The following is a 19,987-nucleotide window of genomic DNA, read 5'->3' as shown; positions in this document are numbered from 1 at the left end:
AAGTTGACCACTACGACAATGCAACAGACATAAACATGTTCCGTGCTGACTGCGTACTGCAAAACTTTCTGTCGCCCTTTTTATTCAGGGGCTGGCTGAGTCTGTTACCTAAGTCTGTTGCGGGGTTGCTTCCCCCTGATTCTGTTATGACTGCATCAATACAATACCGATGCTATAGCGATAAGGCAATTTGAGCAAATAAGAAAAAAGCGGACATGGTGTCCGCTTTTTTTGTTTAACCTTCTAACGCGGCAAACGCGCTGTCACGTATCTGATCGACCGGGCCGACGCCCGCGATCTTGCGATACTTGGGTGCACCTGGCTGACCGGATGCTGCCCATTGGTTGTAGTAACCAACCAACACTTCGGTTTGTTCGTGGTACACGGACAAACGCTTCTTGACGGTTTCTTCCTTGTCGTCATCACGCTGGATCAACTCTTCACCAGTCAGGTCATCCTTGCCTGCCACTTTAGGTGGATTGAATTTAACGTGATAAGTGCGGCCCGATGCAGGATGCACACGACGACCGCTCATGCGCTCAACGATCGCTTCGTCAGGCACATCGATTTCCAGGACGTAGTCAATCGCAACGCCCGCTTCTTTCATCGCGTCAGCTTGCGGAATGGTACGTGGGAAACCGTCAAACAAATAACCTTTGGCGCAGTCCGCTTCTTTCAAACGATCCTTGACCAGACCGATGATGATGTCGTCCGACACCAGACCACCTTCGTCCATGATTTTTTTCGCGGCGATACCGAGCGGCGTGCCAGCCTTGACCGCTGCGCGCAACATGTCGCCGGTCGAAATTTGCGGAATATTGAATTTATCTTTGATGAAACCAGCTTGCGTGCCCTTACCGGCACCAGGCGCTCCTAAAAGGATGAGGCGCATGAAATTTTCCTAAAACGAGTTTTTGAATTCTATTACCGAAGGGCGCAAATGCGGCACCGGAGGATAGTCGTGATTTATAGATTTGACCTATGAACTTTGCACGAAACTTACCACAAAATTATAGCAAAGCGCTGTTTTGGCGCAGTTTTGCTCTTGCTGCAGCGCATCAATTAGCAAAGAATTGCCTTACGCGCGCCAGGTCTTCCGGCGTGTCCACGCCTGTTACCGGAGCATGCGGCGTCACGTGCACAGCGATAGGTACGCCATGCCATAACACACGTAACTGCTCCAGCGCTTCGAGCTGCTCCAGCGGCGAAATGCTGAGCTGCGGGTATTCCTGCAGGAAGGCATTACGGTATGCATACAGGCCGATATGGCGCAGCGGCGCATAGGCCGCCGGCATTGCTTCCCGGCTCAGAGCAAAACCATCACGATGCCAGGGTATGGTCGCACGCGAGAAGTACAGCGCACGTCCTGATTTATCCAGCACTACTTTGACTACATTCGGATTGAAGGTTTCTTCGATATCACTAATGGTGTGCGCTGCAGTTGCCATCGGCACATCGCGCGAAATCAGCGTCGCCGTCGCCGCAATCAGAGACGGATCTATCAGCGGCTCATCACCTTGTACGTTCACGACCACCGCATCATCCGGCAGACCGATCAGTGCCGCCACTTCGGCAATGCGATCCGTACCGGACGGATGGTCGGCACGTGTCATCTGCACCGCAACCTTGTGCTGCGCGCAGGCGGCAAAAATATCGGCATGGTCGGTTGCAACGATCACCTGGGCGGCACCGGATTGCATCGCACGTTCAGCGACGCGCACTATCATCGGTTTGCCACCGAGATCAGCCAGTGGTTTATTCGGCAGCCGGGTCGACGCCAGACGGGCAGGAATAATGACGGTAAAAGACATCAGCGATTATCAGTTTGCGCCAGCGTTGACTTGCAGGTCACGTGCCTGGTCAGCCCACATGATAGGAATGCCATCACGTATCGGATAGGCGAGTTTATCGGCCTTGCAAATCAGTTCTTGCGCTTTTTTGTCATGCTCAAGCGGACCTTTACAGATCGGGCAAACCAAAATATCAAGCAATCGAGCGTCCACGGAGTTTCTCCACAATTTTTTCAGCAAGCGCGCCGTCAAGCTGCGCTGTTACAGGCACGACCCACAAACGGGTGTCGTTTCTCAAACCTTCGTTTTGCCGACATTTTACTGCATCCTTCTCGGTAATCAGGATCACATCCGCCTGCACATGTACAAAGGGATTGTCAGCAAAATCATAATGGTCGGGCAAAGCCATCTCTTCGAATTGCAAACCAGCACTACGCAACAAGCCAAAAAACCGTCCCGGATTACCTATTCCGGCGGCCGCCAGGATCACCGGTGCATGCTTGCCATCAGTCGCGGCGAAAGAGCTCAGCGGGCTGTTTTGCGAACGATCATTCAGTTTTTCTGCAGTATTGCCGACCAGCTGCATACGGATCGCATCCGGCGGCAAACCCGGTGCGTGGGCCGCACCATTCAACACGGTGAAATCGCGCTGACGCGACGTCGGCTCACGCAAGGGACCGGCAGGCAAGAGCCAGCCATTACCGGCACCGCGTCCGTCGAACAGGACGATTTCTATATCCCGCTGCATGCGGTAATGCTGCAGACCGTCATCCGACACCAGCACATCGACTTCCGGATGTGCTGCCAGCAAGGCGCTTGCCACCGCGACCCGGTCGCGTCCGACCATCACCGGACACGCGGCACGATACGCAATCAGCAAAGGTTCATCGCCGACCTCTTGCGCCAGCGACTGTGCTGTGACCTCTTGCGGTACGTTGTTGTGCACACCATAACCGCGCGAAATCACGCCAGGTGTATAACCGGCCTGGCGCAAGGCCTGCACCAGCCAGATCGTCAGCGGCGTCTTGCCGGTGCCACCGACAAAGATATTCCCCACCACCACTACCGGTACCGGCAAGCGCTCGCTCTTCGCAAGACCTGCGCTGTAGGCGGCGCGGCGCACGGCCGACAAACCGCCAAACAAGGCCGACACCGGCAGCAGCACGCATGCCGCCAGGCCGCGCTGCGACCAGGTACGCGTCAGGAATTCTTCAAGATTGGAGCGCTGAAGAGCCAAGGGTGGATTCCGTATGAAAGTAGTGGTGCCGACATCGTCGGCACCGCCACATGATAGAACTGCTTATTTCTTGCCGCTGGTTTGCGCAGCAAACGTGACCTTGGAATAACCGGCGATACGGGCCGCTTCCAATACATTGATCACCGTCTGGTGCGTAGCGGTTGCATCAGCTGCAATGATGATAACCGGATCGGCATTCGGCTTGCTCGAAGCCGCCACCGCAGCAGTCAGCTCTGCGGCCAGTGCATCCGGATTCTGCACGGCGACGCGTGCATTATTGATCGAGTAACGACCTTGCGTATCCACGCCGACATTAATTTCAAATGGCCGGTCCATTGCCTTCTCCGCATCAGCGGTCGGCAAGGTAATCTGCAAGGCGGTAAATTTGCTATAGCTGGTCGAAACCATCAGGAAAATCAGGATCACCAGCAATACATCGATGAAGGCAATCAGATTGATTTCCGGATCTTCGCGGCCTTGTCCTTTGCGGAAATTCATCAGGCGTCTCTTTCCGGGCTCTTACTTGCGTGCGCCATGCACGATATCGACAAACTTCACAGCCTGCTGCTCCATATCGATGATGAAGCTATCGACCAGTGCGCGGAAGTGACGGTAAAACACCAGCGATGGCATCGCAATCGCCAGACCGAAACCTGTGTTGTAGAGAGCAATCGAAATACCATGCGCCAGTTGCGCCGGATTCGCGCCGGTACCGGTCGCATTTTGTGAACCAAAAATCTCGATCATGCCGACCACGGTACCAAACAAACCCATTAGCGGTGCCAGCGTGGCGATCGTGCCCAGCGTCGTCAGGAAGCGTTCCAGCGTATGCGCAGTACCGCGCCCGGCTTCTTCGATCGATTCCTTCATGACATCGCGCGGTGCATCCACGTTGCGCAAACCCGCAGCCAATACGCGACCCAAAGGCGAATTCTGTTCCAGCGTCGTCACCACGTTCTCATCGATACGGCCGCTGCGATAAACCCGCACCACCTCTTCCAGCAAGCTGGGCGGCAATATGCGATTGCGCCGCAAGTACATGCTACGTTCGATAATCAGGGTCAGGGCAATAACGGAGGCAATCAGCAACAGCCAGATAGGCCAGCCTGCTGCATGAATAATGGCGAGCAAAATAAGCTCCTTCTGTGGGATTCAATAAGTATGGATGGAGAATGTAACGGTTTGACGCTGCGAGAGCAAGTTTCATTCATAGCCTTGCCCACATTGCGTACAGCCAGATAAGCAGATGCCACCGCCTTTTAACGCGATCATGAGAATGCACACATGGCTTGTGCACATTTTCTGTGGATAACATTGTGCGTAACTGTGTGTAAGCAGTCGAAGCCCTTGATTTCAAAGAACAAATTTCTGGCGCTCAAAAATGAGGCGGTGCATATCTGCTTCTCGACCTCAGCTGTGCAAGGTGATTTGCAGCACCTTGATGCGGTAATTCAATTGCCGCAAGGTCAGCCCCAATATTTGTGCCGCGCGTGATTTATTGCCGCCGCATTCGGTCAGCGCCGACACAATCTGCTCCACCTCATCGCCGCGCACTGCCTGATTGGTCCGTACCGAGCGGGTCACGGTATTGGTCCCGCTAGCGACTGTCATGCTCGACAACACCGCATCCACTGCACGCTCCGACTCCAGCACCCGGCTGACATCCTCGGCTTCGATCTCCGGCTGTTCGGCCAGCAGGACCAGGCGTTCGATAATGTTTTGCAGTTGGCGGATGTTGCCAGGCCAGGGGAAGCGTATCAGTTGCTCCATCGCGCCCGGCATCAGCGTGGCATGACGCTGGAAAGTGTCATTCGCCAGGCCGATGAAATGACGGGCCAGCGCCGGAATATCTTCGGCCCGCGCACGCAGCGCCGGTAGTTTGACCGGTACCACATTTAAACGATAAAACAGGTCGAGGCGGAAACGTCCGCTCGCCACCAGCTGCTGCAAGTCACGGTTGGTCGCTGCGACGATGCGTACATTGACCGGTATCTCCTTGCGCCCGCCGACGCGCTGGATTTGCTGCTCCTGCAAGGCGCGCAGCAATTTGACCTGCAATAACAAAGGCAAGTCTCCGACTTCATCCAGGAAGAGCGTACCGCCATCCGCATCTTCAAAGCGCCCGGGCTTGGCAGCATGCGCGCCGGTGAACGAACCTTTTTCATGGCCGAACAATTCAGACTCAAACAAATTCTCCGGGATGGCACCGCAATTCACTTTGATGAAAGGCGCCTCGCGCCGGTCACTCGCCATATGCAAGGCACGCGCAAACAATTCCTTACCGGTACCTGATTCGCCCAACAGCAACACAGTCGCCACCGTATTCGCCACCTGCGTGATCTGGCGCAGGGCTGCGCGTGACGCCACCGACTCGCCTATGATGCCGCCGTGCTGCGCCTGCTTGCCCAGCGCCTTCTTCAGTTCGCGGTTCTCTACTGTCAACGCCGCAGTACGCCGCTCGACCTGCTCGTTCACCAAATGTTCTATGCGCAGCAATTGCGCAATCTGTGCGGCCACCAGACGCACGGTCACCAGGTCATCGCTCAGCGGACGATGCAAACCACGGAAGCGATTTACTGCCAGCACACCACGCACCGTACCGTTGACGATGATGGGCAGGGCAAACATGGAGATCGTTCCCTTCGGCAGCGTATCGCGATCTACCGTGCGCGCCAGGTAATTGGGTTCGGTATCAATATCCTGGATGATCGCCACTTCGCCCGACTGGAACACCTTGCCGGTAATCCCCTCACCGGGACGGAACACGCCGCGCTTGATCTCGTCTTCATCCAGTCCGTACGAATAGCGGATTACGAGTCGCTGCTTTTGCGCATCGAATAAAAACAAACGGCCGCGATTCAAGCCGAGGAATTCGGATAACAGGTGCAACATATTGCGTATCGCAAAAGCCGGATCCAGGCTCTTGCCTATCAGCTTCGATATCTCCCGCGTCACAAAGAGCTGCGTCTCCGACCAGTCGACTATGCCGTGTACATTCTTCGACAGCTCAGCCTGTGCCGTCGAATGCAAATACGGCCGGATTCCTGTGCTGAATTCCTTGCTCTTCATTTCCATACCCAACCTCTTATCGACATCACGGACATTGTGTAAGCAATGTCCCTGCCAAGTACCAAACTACGTTTTACCGCTCTACCTACTTGCTTTGGAGCAATGTACTTGCGCCATATGCACGTTCTTTGCGCATACGCTCCGGCACAGCGATTCCGTGCGCCAAAGCGAGGCGTAGCAAAAACACAATTCCAGCTACGCTGGTTCAAGTAAAAACGAACAAAGGAAGCGCCATCTTGTTAACAATTTGGTTAACAAGATGGTCGGAAAATTTGCCCTGTCATCTCCGCCCATGCTTCCGTTCTTATCCATTTCAGACTGCGCGAAACCGGGCTTTAAAAGTTCGCCGAAAATCAGTCATTTCTCCTATGAAGACGCACTGTTTAACGGCACCTAAATACCTGCATCCGAGTACCCGCTTTTAGCCGGCGCCACGTGCTGATTTTTCGTGCTGGCACATCAATTGCGTTAAGGAACATAACTCGATGTCATGTTGAGACAAATGTGTACGCAAATCTGCATGCCTGGACTAGCAGCGTTTTATAAGGAAACCAGAAACATGAATTCAGTCGTTGATTTCTCCATGCACAGCTACCGCGACGATGCCGCACAGGAAGCGACTGCACGGCCACACATCACGGTGCGCGGCCTCTGCAAATCATTTGGCGGCGCGCCGGTGTATTCCGATTTCAATCTCGACTTTCCGAAAGGCCGTGTGACCTGCGTCTTCGGCCCCAACGGTTGCGGCAAGTCGACGCTGATCAATATGATCGCCGGCCTGATTCCGTACGACGACGGCGACATCCTGTTTGACGGCAAAACCCTGCAGCAAACCACCATCGGCTATGTATTCCAGAACTACCGCGAAGCGTTGTTTCCGTGGATGCGCGCGATAGACAACATCAAATATCCGCTCGTCATCAAAGGCATGAGCAAAGCCGATTGCGACGCACGGGTCGAAGAACTGATCGCCTCCTTCGACGTGAAGTTTGACTTGAATCGTTATCCGTATGAATTCTCCGGCGGCCAACAGCAATTGATTTCCATCATGCGTGCACTGGCACCGCATCCCGAAGTGCTGTTCCTCGATGAACCATTCTCTGCGCTCGACTATGAAATGACTTTGTTCATACGCGAGAAACTGCAGGAAATTTTCCAGGCCACCGGCGTCACCATGATCGTGGTCTCGCATGATCTGGAAGAAGCGGTCTACCTCGCCGATCACGTCTTGCTGCTGACCAAACGCCCGACCCGTGTTGCCGACACAGTGCGCTTCGATGCGCCGCGTCCGCGTGATATCGCCACCCTTTCCAGCGCAGCCTTTGTACAAACCAAGGCGCGCTGCCTCGACATCTTCCAACGCGAGGTGCGTAAATGAAAAGCACACAATACCCACCCTTCGTGAACAACAGCATGCGCGTAGGACGCAGCCTGATCGGGCCGGTCGCATTAATAGCAGTCTGGTGGATCGCCAATGATTCGGCATGGGTCAGCAACAAGCTGCTGCCGAATCCATTCGCCACTTTCGGCTCCTTGTGGGACAGCCTGGTATCCGGTTCCATGACCAAAGACCTGGCAGCAACGCTCTATCGCACACTGTATGCATTTGGCCTGGCCGCCCTGTTCGGCATCCCGGCCGGGATCGCACTCGGTTCGAATGACCGCATCTATCGCTCCATCGAATCGCTGGTCGATTTCTTCCGCTCGACGCCAGCCACTGCGATGTTCCCGCTCTTCCTGCTGATCTTTGGCATAGGCGATTTCGCCAAGATTGCAGTCGCCGGCTTCTCCGCCTGGCTGGTGGTGCTGTTCAACGTGGCCTATGGCGTCATGAACTCGCGCAAGACACGCATCCTCGCGGCACGCGTGATGGGCGCTTCCAAATGGCGTGTGTTCCGTGACGTGCTGTTCTTTGAATCGCTGCCGCAAACCTTTGTCGGCCTGCGCATGGCGGTTTCGCTGGCACTGGTCGTCATCATCGTGGCCGAGATGTTCATCGGCTCGATGGATGGCATGGGCCATCGCATCATCGATGCACAGCAGGTATTCGATCTGCAGCAAATGTATGCATCCATCCTGATGACCGGCGGTGTCGGCTACGGCTTCAATCTTTTATTCATCGCACTCGAGAAATGGGTAGTGCATTGGGCAGGTCGCTAATTTAATTTTTAATTCTGGAGAATGGTATGAAAAAGTTCGTCTTGGCATCTATCGTCGGAACCCTGCTGCTGAATTCATCGCTCGCACTGGCACAGGAAAAAATGGAAAAGGTCACTGCGTCGTGGCTGCCCATCATGCAAACCATGGCTTACTACGTGGCGCTGGAAGAAAAGCTGTTTGAAAAAGCCGGGATAGAAATCAACTCGGTCAAGTTCCAGAACCCGAACCAGATCATCGATTCACTGGTATCCGGCCAGGCCGACTTCGGGCCACCGGGTGCTGCAGCCGGTATTACGGCGCTGGCTGAATCGCGCTATCCGGGCACGTTCAAAGTCTTTGGCCTGCAAGGTGGTGGCATCAAGGTCAGCATGATCAATGATGGCCTGATCGTCTCGAATGCATCGTCCATTTCCTCGTTCAAGGATCTCAAGGGCAAGAGTATAGGCACCCTGCCCGGCATCCAGTGGAAAACCATCACGCGCTACATCTTGCGTCAAAACGGCCTGGACCCGGACAAGGATGTACGCATCAATGAAATCGCCGTGCCTATGCACATCCCATCCGTGGTTGCCGGTACCGTCGATGCGACGCTGTCACTGGAACCGGTAGGTTCGATCGCCGTCGCCTCGAAAGAAGCGCGACGTGCGATGACCAATCCGGTTGCTACCTTCATCGCTGATCCGTTTTATTCCGGTGTCTCGGTACTCTCTACCAAGTTCATGAAGGAACGTCCGGAAGTCGCAAAGAAAGTGGTCGCCGTGCTGGACCAGGCAACCAGGATGGCGAATGAAAACTTCGACAAATACCGTCCCATCATCGCCAAGTACACCGCGATCCAGCCTGACCAGGTGCAATACGTCGCGCAACCTTATCTGCGCGCCAACAAGGATTTGACTGCGAACGATGTGAAATCGTATCAGGCGCTGGTCAATGTATTTGAAAAAGAAGGTGTGCTGAAAGAACACATGGACATACAAAAAATCATGTTGAAGCCCAGCGACTTTAAATAAACCAGGCTAAGGCAAGCGCCGATCCCGGCGCCGCCTCTTGCCCTTTTCCACCCCTTGCCGCCCCACTTCCGGGGCAAACACCACACGCAACAAGCAGCGATGGCCAGGCCCTCGCCGGGCCGCTGCATTAATTAAATTTTCTGAAGGAGCAACATCATGGCAACAGCACCATTCCGCGCAGCAGTCGTACAAACCCTGGCCGAACTCGGCGATCTCGATATCAACATCGGTCTCTTGCGCCGTTACACCGAAGAAGCAGTGCGCCAGGGCGCACGCCTGGTGGTCTTCCCTGAATGCATGAATACCGGCTACCTGTTCGACTCTGCCGAACACTGTGCCGAGCTGGCAGAAACCGTCGATGGCCGCTTTGTGCAAGCGATGGCTGACCTGTGTCGCGAACACAACATCTTCATCGCCAGCGGCTTTACCGAAATGAATGAAGAGAAAAACAAAATCTTCAATACCGGTTTGCTGCTGAACCCGAAAGGCGACATCATCGTCCACTACCACAAGCAATTCCTCGCCACACATGACCAGAACTGGTTCGAGCTCGGTGAGAACGGCTGCCCGGTGGTCGATACCGAACTGGGCCGCATAGGCCTGCTGATCTGCTTCGATGGTCGCATTCCGGAGATCACACGCAACCTGGCACTGCAAGGTGCAGAAGTCATCGTCGACATGGCCAACTTCTTTGCGATGGACCAGGCCGATATGTGGGTCCCGGCGCGTGCTTATGAAAACGGCGTCTGGTTTGTTGCCGCCACCAAGGCTGGTGTGGAACGCAGCATCTACTATCCGGGCGGCAGCATGATAGTCGCGCCCGGCGGAGAAGTCGTTGCCAAAATCCCGTACGACACACACGGCGTGGTGACAGCTGAAATCGATACCAGCAAGGCGCAGAACAAAGCATGGCACCATGAAGGTGATCGCGTGCTGGATCGTCGCCCTGACCTGTACGGCATCATAGGCAAGCCGGTCAGCGATACCCCACTGGCAGCGATACTCGCACAGCCGCTGGTACCGGAACAAAGTGTGGCGAAGGCGGCAGCGGTACAAATCCACGCCACCAGCGCGGCCGACAGCTTGCACGACGCCTACGAAATGATAGATCACACCGCCAAGCTCGGCGTCAAAGTCATCGTCTTGCCGCAATTCTTCGCTTCGTCCAGCTGGCTGCCCAGCCTGGCCGAAGCACACGTTGCCGCCAGCCAGAGTGAAGCCACTATCCAGCGCGTCGCCGCCATCGCCAAGCAATATGCTTGCGTCATCGTGCTGCCCTTACTGGAAAAACGTCAGGACAAGATTGCATCGACAGCTGTCGTCATCGGGCCGGATGGCGAACTGATAGGTCGCTACCAGCAATGCCATGTCGAACCTGAAATGAAATCATGGTGTGTCGCCGGTAGCGCCTTGCCGGTCTTCGATACCCCGTTTGGCCGACTCGGCGTCATCCTCGGTTATGACGGTATGTTCCCGGAAGCGACTCGGGTACTAACACTGCAAGGTGCAGACATGATCGCCTGGTGCAGCGCATGGCGTCGCCCGCAAGACCGCGCGCTGCTCACGGTTCCCAAGGCGGAAGACAATCGCATCTTCCTGATTGCCGCCAACCGCAGTGATGCGCCGTATCCGGGTGGCTCCTTCATCGTGCCGCCGAATGGATTCCCGCTATGGAATCTGGATGTCGTTGCGCCTGCTACCAATCGCCACGGTGCAGTAATGCCGGGCTTCATGAACCTGGCACTGAGCCGCCAGAAATTCATGATCCCGAAAGTGAATATGCTGCGCAATCGTATCGTCGCCAGCTATAAACCTATTACTGCCAACACCACCGCAGCCGCACAGGAACTGGCAGCCTGAAGCAAGATAAAAATAAAAACGCCCGGCATCTTTAAAGGATGCCGGGCGTTTTTTAATGTCCCTCTTTATTTCACTGAATACCGCGGAATACCGCACATTGTCTGAAGGCTTCTTCAGAGAATGGTATCTGCTTGCTCTTGCAGTACTTGGACGTCAGCTTCAGCAATTCCTTAATATCGCGGCCGCTGCACTTCGCGTAGATATTGCTCAGCGTATCGACCAACTCATCCGACAAGTCGGCATGGAACTGCGTAGACAGCGATTTCCACAAACGCATCGCATCTTCCTTGGGCGGCACTTCGTACTTGATGGTGGCTATGCAACGCGACAGGATTGCGTCATCCACATCACCAACCCGGTTGGTCGTCATGAACAACAAGCCCTTGAAGTATTCCAGCGTACGCAGGAACTCAGCAACGATGGCATTGTGTTGCAAATCATTGTCACGGCAACGGATGTAAACGTCGGCTTCATCCAGCAGCAGGATCGCATCCCAGCGCGCAGCGCGACGCAGGATTTCCGACAGGTTTTGCTCTACCGACGCGGCGGTAATGCCCAACTGGCCGGAATGCACACGGTACAACGGCTTACCCACCACTTCCGAATACACTTCGGCAGTCAGGGTTTTACCCAAACCAGGTGCACCCTTGCACAGGATGGTCGTGCCGCCCGACTTGCCCTCAACGATATCTTCCATCAGGACATTCATGTCGGCGGTCAGGATATCGATCAGCTCACGATGCTGGACCGGCAGGATCAGCTTTTCGCGCAGTTCCGGCTTGTATTCGTAGGAACTCAGGTTTTGTACGTGCACCCAGATATTCTGGTGCAGTTCCAGATGGAACAGATGCACATAGCAATGCAGCGGTATCTTTTCAAAGCCCTGCTCGAAACCATTCTGACGCCAGAATTCCGCGTCGGTCATCATCTCGAAGCGACGGTCCAGGATTTCTTCATCGTTCACGCATTTCGCAGTCGTGCCGGCCTTGAAAGGCAGCATGCCGATGCGGAATTTTTCATCCATCGTGAACGCAGCATTGCGTGCAATGAATTGCTTGCCGAACTGGCGCTGGTATTTCAGGAAGCGCTTGGCTTGCACTTCGTATTCTTGCTTGAATTCCGGGCATTCCTTGAAATAGCCAAGCTCGGTCAGCAGTTCAGGAATCGTGCGATTGGCGATATCGTGCGAGTTGATGACAATCGCATTGGTCATACCGGCACGACGCATGCGCAGGTCGGACGACTCTTCGCGTCCGGCCGCCTGCATGGTGTTGGCGATCAGATCGATCACCACGTATGGTGCGCCCTGGTCCGGCACCACATGGCGCAGGCGATGGATCAGCCATGGCAACAGGACGCCGTCCTTGTTGCGCTTATACAGCCAGCCATCTATCACATCGCGCGAGAAGTACACGGCGAGGCCGGGTACCAGTTTGTCGAGGTCGGGAATCTTGCGTGCCTGCGGCGCGCCCAGGATGTTGTCCAGTGCGAGCATCTGGAACATCAACGCACGGTCGTCCTGCGCCTTGCACAGGCTATACAGCGTGTTCATCGCTTTCGCGTCGAACAGTTTGCTGTTGACTATCATGCGGCCATGGCAGACGCCATGTTCGGAAAGACGCTTGGCCAGCGGAGACTCGGACTCGATCATCTCCAACAGCACATTTACCATCGATTCCGGTATTTCAAAATCCATCACAACTCCCTGCTAATTTCGTGCTCGGCACAGGTAAATGCCCCTAACTTGCGGGCGTAATCAAGGCAGAAAACCAAAAAACAGATATTCAGTGTGCAATGCAACATTACAAAATAAAACGGCTTCCATATCTGGAAGCCTGCTGTATGTGTGATGCTGGGTGCCGGAAACAATATTCAGCAGCCCACCTCTGTCATGTCTTCCCGTCTTCAGTGCGCGGCTGTATGTCTCTGGGAACATATCCTTCCCGCATTGCCTCGCTCATCATAAAGCATTAAGTTGGGCATGTGAAGCCGGGGGCTGGGCGGCACTGGACGACGGATAGGCGATATCCGGCCAAATACCGTGCATATCCGGCCACCAGCCAAAATTGATACTGAATCGCTGCAATTAGGGAAAGGGCTGATAACCCTAACAAAAGAAAGTCTTTATACTAGCCGCGCAATCAAGCAGTCCACTATAGCAAACCATAACAATTTATAAGAACCATCTATCCGGAGTCTCAGTGTCCAAAGGTATTACGTTTTCCGTCACCAGCTCCGTCCTGTTTGCGGTCCTTTATTTTTATTCGACCTTACTGACGCCGCTGAATGGTGAGGAAATTTTCGGCTGGCGTACGCTGCTGACCTTCCCGTTCCTGACGCTTTTCATCTGGTCGCGCCGACAACAAGGCCTGGTCCTGAATCTGTTGCACCGGATGCGACAAAACCCGACCCTGATCATCGGTGCACTGGCGACTTCCGCCTTCCTCGGCGTGCAACTGTGGTTATTCATGTGGGCACCGCTGCATGGCCGTGCGCTGAACGTATCGCTCGGCTACTTCCTGCTGCCGCTGACGATGCTGATGACGGGTCGCATCATTTACAAGGAGCGCTTGTCGCGCCTGCAAAATCTGGCTGCCATGTGTGCTGCCGTCGGTGTCGCCAACGAACTGCTCAATGTCGGCAGCCTGTCATGGGAAACCATGGTGGTCGCACTCGGCTATCCGGTGTACTTCGTGCTGCGTCGCCGGTTGGGTTCCAACAATATCGGCGGACTCTGGTTTGACATGATCTTTCTGCTGCCGGCAGGTTTGTGGTTTGTCTACGCCGGTGATGTCGGCATCGCATCGCTGAGCGATTATCCGCGGCTGTATGCGCTGATCCCGATACTCGGTGTCATCAGTGCGTTCGCCCTGCTGTTTTACATGATCGCCAGCCAGACCCTGAGCCTCAGCCTGTTTGGTCTGCTCGGTTACGTCGAGCCTGTATTGCTGGTTGTGGTTGCACTGCTGCTCGGCGAAACCATCGATGGCCCGCAGTGGCTGACCTATATTCCGATCTGGATTGCAGTCTTGTTATTGATCGTTGAAGGCGTGAAGAATGTTTACACGCGTCATAACCTGAAGATTTAAAAAGGCCGGAAACATCCCGGCCCCTCCCCCTTAAAACTGTTCCCATTCATCGCCGACCACTGCCAGCTCGGCGCGTTTTTCCTGCTTCTCCTGTCTGGCTGGCGCGGCCGCTTTGCTTGCGATTTGTGTCGGCGCCGCCTTCTGCGGCAATACCGATACGCTAGCCTTCGCTGTTACAGGCACCGCTGTGGCTGGCAAAGCGTGCTGAACGTCGCTGTGATGCAGTTTGAATACACCGACCACCTGCGCCAGGCTACCGGCCTGATGCTGCAGAGACGCAGCAGCGGCTGCCGCTTGTTCGACCAATGCGGCATTTTGCTGGGTCACGGAATCCATCTGCATCACAGCCTGATTAATCTGCTCGATACCGGTAGTTTGCTCCTGGCTGGCCGCCGTGATTTCACCCATGATGTCCGTCACACGGCGCACACTGGCGACGACTTCCTGCATCGTGCTACCGGCATCGTCCACCAGGCGTGAACCGGCATTGACCTTTTGCACCGAATCACCAATCAGGTTTTTGATTTCCTTGGCTGCCGCCGCCGAACGCTGCGCCAGATTGCGCACCTCGCCCGCCACCACCGCGAAGCCGCGTCCCTGCTCACCGGCACGTGCTGCTTCGACCGCTGCATTCAGTGCCAGGATATTGGTCTGGAATGCAATGCCGTCGATAACGCCGATGATGTCGGCGATCTTCTTCGCGGAGTCATTGATGGACCCCATGGTATCCACCACCTGCGACACCACGTCGCCGCCCTTGATCGCCACCGATGATGCAGTCAATGCCAGTTGATTAGCCTGCCTTGCATTGTCTGCATTCTGCCGCACGGTCCCGGTCAGTTCTTCCATCGATGAAGCAGTTTCCTCAAGTGAACTGGCTTGCTCTTCGGTACGCGACGACAGATCCATATTGCCGCTGGCAATTTGCGTGGAAGCAATCGCTATCGCTTCCGTGCTATGCCGTACTTCACCGACTATGCGTATCAGGCTGGTATTCATATTTTTCAGCGCCTGCAGCAACTGTCCGGTTTCATCCTTGTATTTGGTTTCGATGACACTGGTCAGATCACCGGCGGCCACGGTCTGCGCGATCTTCACGGCCTCATCCAGTGGCCTGGTAATTGAATGCGTGATCCAGTAAGCGAGTGCAATACCACCGACGGCAGCCAGCGCTCCCAGCACCATCATCATCTGGATTGCAGCGTCGATATGACCAGTGGCAACAGCACCGCGTTCTTCCACCATTTTCTTTTGCACCGCGCTCAGGCGCGCCACGATGCCTTGTACGACATCCAGCGCAGGCAAGGTTTCGGCCAGCATCATTTGCCGGGCTTCTTCCTTACGGTTATCCGCCACCAGTTTCCCGACCGTGCCGAAGGACGCCACATACTTGCCGCGCGCCTGCTTGAATTCCTGCATCAGCGCCTTGCCCTGCTCGGTATACACCAGCTTATCCAGCACCACTACCGCTTCATCAATGGTCTTCTTGTTCTTCGCTATCTCAGCATACAGCGCAGCCACCTTGGCCGCATCCGTCTCCACCAGCAACTCCATATTGCGACGAGCATTGGCGCGTGTAGTGCTATCGATAGTCGCCGCTGCCTCGGCCTTGACCCAGTCGCTATCAACCAGTTGATGATTAATTTCGCCTATGCTGTTAAATCGCAGCAAGGCCAATACGATCAGCGTTGCCATCAGGATGAATATCGTTCCAAAGCCCAGCGCCAGGCGAGCACCAATTTTTACATTCAAGATATTCATTTTTATTTTCCCTGTACTAGTCACTAGTCATGACGACATCTATTTCTGGATGCCGCCGTATTTCAATAGCCAAATTCCATTACCATCTGCATTTGTTACCCACGAATCGCTGGCAATTGCCCGCGGCGCTGCACGCTAAAGTTGCCCAAATGCACTATTTCTGTGCGTGAACTGGCAGCCCAGCGCCAGAATTGCCCATGCTTTGCCCCACGCACGCACATTTATGAATTCCGATCGCTACTCCGCCCCGCCACCTGCCGCGCCTGCCGTACTCAGCGTCTCCGCGCTGAACCAGGCTGTATCGCGCATGCTGGAGCGCAATTTCCCGCTGTCCTGGGTGTCCGGCGAAATTTCCAACTTCACTTGTGCCGCCTCCGGCCACTGGTACTTCACGCTCAAGGACAGTGCAGCCCAGGTGCGTGCCGTGATGTTCCGTGGCCGTGCTCAATATGCAGATTTCATGCCACGCGAAGGTGACAAAGTGGAAGTGCGCGCGCTGGTCACGCTGTACGCGCCGCGCGGTGATTACCAATTAAGTGTGGAAGCGATACGCCGTGCGGGCGTCGGTAATTTGTATGAAGCCTTCCTGCAATTGAAAGAAAAACTGAATGCGGAAGGCTTGTTCGATCCGGCGCGCAAACGCGCGATTCCGGCATTCGCACGCACTATAGGCATAGTCACCAGCCCGCAGGCAGCGGCCTTGCGCGACATCCTCACCACCTTGCAACGTCGCGCACCGCACGTGCGCGTCATCCTCTATCCGACCCCGGTACAGGGCGAAGGCTCGGCCAATAAGATTGCGCAAGCGATAGCGACCGCTTCTGCACGCGCCGAATGCGATGTACTGCTGGTGTGTCGTGGTGGCGGCAGCATCGAAGACCTGTGGTCGTTCAACCATGAACTGGTGGCGCGCACCATCGTCGGTTGCGACATTCCCGTCATCGTCGGTGTTGGCCATGAAACCGATTTCACGATTGCCGACTTCGCCGCCGACCTGCGCGCACCGACGCCGACTGCAGCTGCAGAGCTGGCTGCGACACCACGTGCCGACTGGCTGGCGCGACTGGAAGCACAAGCGGATGACATGCGTTACGTATTAAAGCGTCAGCTATCGGATACGGCGCAAACCCTGGACTGGCTGTCACGTCGCCTGATCAGTCCGGCCGCGTACATCGCGCATGAAAGAATGAAGTTGCAAAACCTGCAGGCACGCCTCGGTCATGCAACCCGCATCCCGCTCAGCAAAGCGCAATTCGCCCTGGCGCAATTACGTAATCGCTGGTTATCGCAATTGCCGGATACGCAAGCGCAGCGTTTAAACGTCATCAATCATGCACGTCGCATGAGCAATCAGATCAGCAACAACATCGCCACGCAAAGACAAAGCCTCGCGGCACTATCTGCGCAATTGGAAATGCTGAATCCGCAACGCACGCTGGAACGTGGTTACGCGATGATTACCGATGACAAGGGCAAAATAGTGCGCGCACCGAAAGAGTTAAACGCACGTCACAGCGTTACCGTGCGACTGGCGGATGGTACGGCTCAGGTAGGTATCGCCAGCGTGCAGGAAACCCTGGAATAGAAAATATCTGCTGCTGCGCTCGAACTGAGTTTTCAAAAAATTCGAACGCGATCATGCTCTGCGCTATCGTCGCGCACAAACGTAAAACGTAAAAATCACACACAACACGGCACAAATAATAACGAGAATCATTCTCAATTTAAGAGCAAAAAAATGTTGTGCTGTAAATCGTACAAAACCTTATGCCCATTGGCTTTGCGCGACATCACAGAAAATTTTTACAGCGAATTTTTCATCGATTTTCATGCGTGATTTTTCACGTTGTCGGAAATTGATCTGCGTCGTGTGCAAGCAAGGCCTAACCGCTTTACAATGAGTGCCTTTCAAAAAGAACATCCTCATTTTCAACCCCATATAGAAGGACGACCATGGAACATACCCTGCCGGCACTGCCCTATGCGTTGGATGCACTTGCTCCACACATCTCGAAAGAGACGCTCGAATTCCATTACGGTAAACATCACCAAACTTACGTAACGAATTTGAACAACCTGATCAAAGGTACCGAATTCGAAAACGCAACCCTCGAAGAAATCATCAAAAAATCTTCCGGCGGCGTTTTCAACAATGCAGCACAAGTATGGAACCACACCTTCTACTGGAACGGCCTGAAGCCAAACGGCGGCGGCGCTCCAACTGGTGCAGTTGCTGATGCTATCAACGCAAAATGGGGTTCCTTCGACAAGTTCAAAGAAGAATTCACCAAATCCTGCGTCACCAACTTCGGCTCCGGCTGGACATGGCTGGTGAAAAAAGCTGACGGCTCGCTCGACCTGGCTAACACCTCGAACGCTGGCTGCCCGCTGACCGGCGCTGACAAACCATTGTTGACCTGCGACGTTTGGGAACACGCTTACTACATCGACTACCGCAATGCGCGTCCTAAGTATGTTGAATCGTTCTGGGCATTGGTTAACTGGGATTTTGTTGCTAAAAACCTGGCTTAATTAATGTTTTAAGGTGTTGGCTTATTGAGCTGATACTTAGGACTGATACAGAAAACGCCTCGAGAGATCGGGGCGTTTTTTATTGTTTGTTTGGCTTGCTTGTTGATGCCGCTAATTCGCTTCTCTCTCCGTGGAGAAGTGCGTTGCCGGGGGTGGCCCGGCAAACCAAGGCTGATCGAAGAAAAAGCAACATTGAGACCGGCAATACAGCGTTCAGACCAAAACCACAGCAAGCCGCAAACCCCGAACTCATAACAAAACCTCTCCCTTATTCGTTTTTAGCATGAAGACATGCAAAAACTATAGTTTGAACGAATAAGCAAATTTGTTATATTCATTTCCGTTCGGTAAGTTACTCGATTGCACAGATGGAATCAGGCTATATCCGTTCCGTATGCCGACTCGTCGGCAATCCTGCTACCACCCCTTTTTATCAAAATATGGAGAATGTTCATGTTTAAGAAAGTTGTTTTACTGACAGCGGCTACCGCCACTTTGCTGTCCGGCGCCGTTCAGGCCCAGGAAAAACCTTTGCTGAACGCGTCGTATGACGTTGCACGTGAAGTGTTTGCTGCGATCAATCCTAAGTTCCTGGCTAAATGGAAAGCTGAAAACGGCCAGGACCTGAAGATCGACCAGTCGTTCGCAGGTACCTCGCGCCAGGCACAGGACATCATCCAGGGTAAAAAAGTAGATACCGTTACTTTTAACCAGGTCACCGACATCGACATCCTGGCGCAACGTGGCCTAGTTCGTAAAGACTGGCAAAAAGCCTTCCCTAACAATAGCTCGCCTTACTACAGCACCATCGCTTTCCTGGTACGCAAAGGCAACCCAAAGAACATCAAAACCTGGGATGACCTGGTACGTGATGACGTGAAAGTTGTTTTCCCTAACCCGAAAACATCCGGTAACGCACGCTACACCTACCTCGGCGCATGGCTGTACGCAAACGAGAAGTTTAAGGGCGACGAAGCCAAAACCAAACAATTCGTCGGCAAACTGCTGCATAACGTTGTGAACTTCCCTACCGGTGGCCGTGGCGCGACCGTAGCATTTGCGCAAAATAATCAAGGCGATGCATTGCTGACCTTTGAATCGGAAGTGATCAACATTGCGAAGAGCGATGAGTTTAAATCCGGCGCGTATGAAATCGTGGTACCACCAGTCTCCGTACTGGCTGAGTTCCCGGTTGCAGTCGTCGACAAGGTTGTTGATGAAAAAGGTACACGTAAAGTCGCAACGGCTTACCTGAACTACCAATACTCGCGTGAAATCCAGCTCTTGCTGACCACTTTCAACTACCGCGTTCATCACCCTGATATCGCTAAAGTTGTCGCAGACCGCTACTCGAAAGTCCGCCTGATCGACCCGACCAAAGTACTGGGTTCGTGGGATGACATCCAGGCCAAGCATTTCGCTGGTGGCGCTGTACTCGACCAGTTGCTGTCGCAACGTCGTTGATAAAGGGCCGGCGAC

Annotated in this window: 17 protein-coding genes; 8 read left to right on the top strand and 9 right to left on the bottom strand. The window is 54.3% G+C overall.

What is annotated here, in order from left to right; genetic code table 11:
• Positions 1 to 235: 235 nt before the first annotated feature.
• From adk to DBR37_RS13190, 7 genes are all read right to left on the bottom strand, one after another.
• Positions 236 to 892 carry an adenylate kinase gene (gene adk / locus DBR37_RS13220; protein ID WP_124574949.1) on the bottom strand — a complete coding sequence of 219 codons (657 nt, stop codon included), beginning with the start codon at positions 890 to 892 and terminating at the stop codon, positions 236 to 238.
• A gap of 166 nt (positions 893 to 1,058) precedes the next feature.
• Positions 1,059 to 1,811 (bottom strand): 3-deoxy-manno-octulosonate cytidylyltransferase, encoded by a 753-nt coding sequence (gene kdsB, locus DBR37_RS13215; protein ID WP_124574948.1) that lies wholly within the window; start codon positions 1,809 to 1,811, stop codon positions 1,059 to 1,061.
• A gap of 9 nt (positions 1,812 to 1,820) precedes the next feature.
• On the bottom strand, positions 1,821 to 2,003 hold the full coding sequence (locus DBR37_RS13210) for a Trm112 family protein (protein WP_124574947.1): 183 nt from the start codon (positions 2,001 to 2,003) through the stop codon (positions 1,821 to 1,823).
• The gene (lpxK, locus tag DBR37_RS13205; RefSeq protein WP_124574946.1) at positions 1,984 to 3,027 is read right to left on the bottom strand and encodes a tetraacyldisaccharide 4'-kinase; all 1,044 of its coding nucleotides are present in this window, start codon (positions 3,025 to 3,027) and stop codon (positions 1,984 to 1,986) included. The genes DBR37_RS13210 and lpxK overlap by 20 nt, the downstream gene beginning before the upstream one ends.
• 63 nt (positions 3,028 to 3,090) lie before the next feature.
• Positions 3,091 to 3,525: a biopolymer transporter ExbD gene (locus DBR37_RS13200; protein WP_124574945.1), complete on the bottom strand. Its 435-nt coding sequence runs from the start codon at positions 3,523 to 3,525 to the stop codon at positions 3,091 to 3,093.
• Between the two features lie 21 nt (positions 3,526 to 3,546).
• Positions 3,547 to 4,158 (bottom strand): MotA/TolQ/ExbB proton channel family protein, encoded by a 612-nt coding sequence (locus DBR37_RS13195; RefSeq protein WP_124574944.1) that lies wholly within the window; start codon positions 4,156 to 4,158, stop codon positions 3,547 to 3,549.
• Positions 4,159 to 4,437: 279 nt separating this feature from the next.
• Positions 4,438 to 6,102, bottom strand: coding sequence for a sigma-54-dependent Fis family transcriptional regulator (locus DBR37_RS13190; protein ID WP_233588377.1), 1,665 nt, complete (start codon positions 6,100 to 6,102; stop codon positions 4,438 to 4,440).
• Positions 6,103 to 6,679: 577 nt separating this feature from the next.
• Here DBR37_RS13190 and DBR37_RS13185 point away from each other — a divergent pair.
• The 4 genes from DBR37_RS13185 (at position 6,680) to DBR37_RS13170 (ending at position 11,126) form a co-directional block, all read left to right on the top strand.
• Positions 6,680 to 7,474 (top strand): ABC transporter ATP-binding protein, encoded by a 795-nt coding sequence (locus tag DBR37_RS13185; protein ID WP_233588382.1) that lies wholly within the window; start codon positions 6,680 to 6,682, stop codon positions 7,472 to 7,474.
• Positions 7,471 to 8,256 (top strand): ABC transporter permease, encoded by a 786-nt coding sequence (locus tag DBR37_RS13180; RefSeq protein WP_124574942.1) that lies wholly within the window; start codon positions 7,471 to 7,473, stop codon positions 8,254 to 8,256. The genes DBR37_RS13185 and DBR37_RS13180 overlap by 4 nt, the downstream gene beginning before the upstream one ends.
• Positions 8,257 to 8,282: 26 nt before the next feature.
• Entirely contained in the window at positions 8,283 to 9,266 is a 984-nt protein-coding gene (locus tag DBR37_RS13175; RefSeq protein WP_124574941.1) for an ABC transporter substrate-binding protein, read from the top strand.
• Positions 9,267 to 9,422: 156 nt separating this feature from the next.
• Positions 9,423 to 11,126, top strand: coding sequence for a carbon-nitrogen hydrolase family protein (locus DBR37_RS13170; RefSeq protein WP_124574940.1), 1,704 nt, complete (start codon positions 9,423 to 9,425; stop codon positions 11,124 to 11,126).
• Positions 11,127 to 11,196: 70 nt separating this feature from the next.
• Here DBR37_RS13170 and DBR37_RS13165 read toward each other — a convergent pair whose 3' ends face one another.
• Entirely contained in the window at positions 11,197 to 12,822 is a 1,626-nt protein-coding gene (locus DBR37_RS13165; protein ID WP_124574939.1) for an ATP-binding protein, read from the bottom strand.
• 505 nt (positions 12,823 to 13,327) lie between these two features.
• Here DBR37_RS13165 and rarD point away from each other — a divergent pair.
• Positions 13,328 to 14,215 (top strand): EamA family transporter RarD, encoded by an 888-nt coding sequence (gene rarD, locus DBR37_RS13160; protein ID WP_124574938.1) that lies wholly within the window; start codon positions 13,328 to 13,330, stop codon positions 14,213 to 14,215.
• Positions 14,216 to 14,245: 30 nt separating this feature from the next.
• On the opposite strand, the gene DBR37_RS13155 is transcribed toward rarD, so the two are convergent.
• Positions 14,246 to 15,976 (bottom strand): methyl-accepting chemotaxis protein, encoded by a 1,731-nt coding sequence (locus DBR37_RS13155; protein ID WP_124574937.1) that lies wholly within the window; start codon positions 15,974 to 15,976, stop codon positions 14,246 to 14,248.
• A 223-nt stretch (positions 15,977 to 16,199) separates the two neighbouring features.
• Between DBR37_RS13155 and xseA the strand changes: the two genes are divergently transcribed.
• The 3 genes from xseA to cysP all read left to right on the top strand — a co-directional run bounded on the left by xseA (position 16,200) and on the right by cysP (position 19,972).
• A complete protein-coding gene (gene xseA, locus DBR37_RS13150) occupies positions 16,200 to 17,561 on the top strand; it encodes an exodeoxyribonuclease VII large subunit (RefSeq protein WP_124574936.1) in 1,362 nt (453 codons plus the stop codon).
• A gap of 368 nt (positions 17,562 to 17,929) precedes the next feature.
• Positions 17,930 to 18,508, top strand: coding sequence for a superoxide dismutase [Fe] (gene sodB / locus DBR37_RS13145; protein ID WP_124574935.1), 579 nt, complete (start codon positions 17,930 to 17,932; stop codon positions 18,506 to 18,508).
• 453 nt (positions 18,509 to 18,961) lie between these two features.
• On the top strand, positions 18,962 to 19,972 hold the full coding sequence (gene cysP / locus DBR37_RS13140) for a thiosulfate ABC transporter substrate-binding protein CysP (protein WP_124574934.1): 1,011 nt from the start codon (positions 18,962 to 18,964) through the stop codon (positions 19,970 to 19,972).
• The last annotated feature ends 15 nt before the right edge of the window (positions 19,973 to 19,987 follow it).

Origin of the sequence: Herminiimonas sp. KBW02 (assembly GCF_003852535.1) — a bacterium.
In the GTDB taxonomy this organism is placed as follows: domain Bacteria; phylum Pseudomonadota; class Gammaproteobacteria; order Burkholderiales; family Burkholderiaceae_D; genus Oxalicibacterium.
The sequence above is the reverse complement of the archived record's forward strand: the minus strand, read 5'-3'. Positions and strand labels throughout refer to the sequence as shown.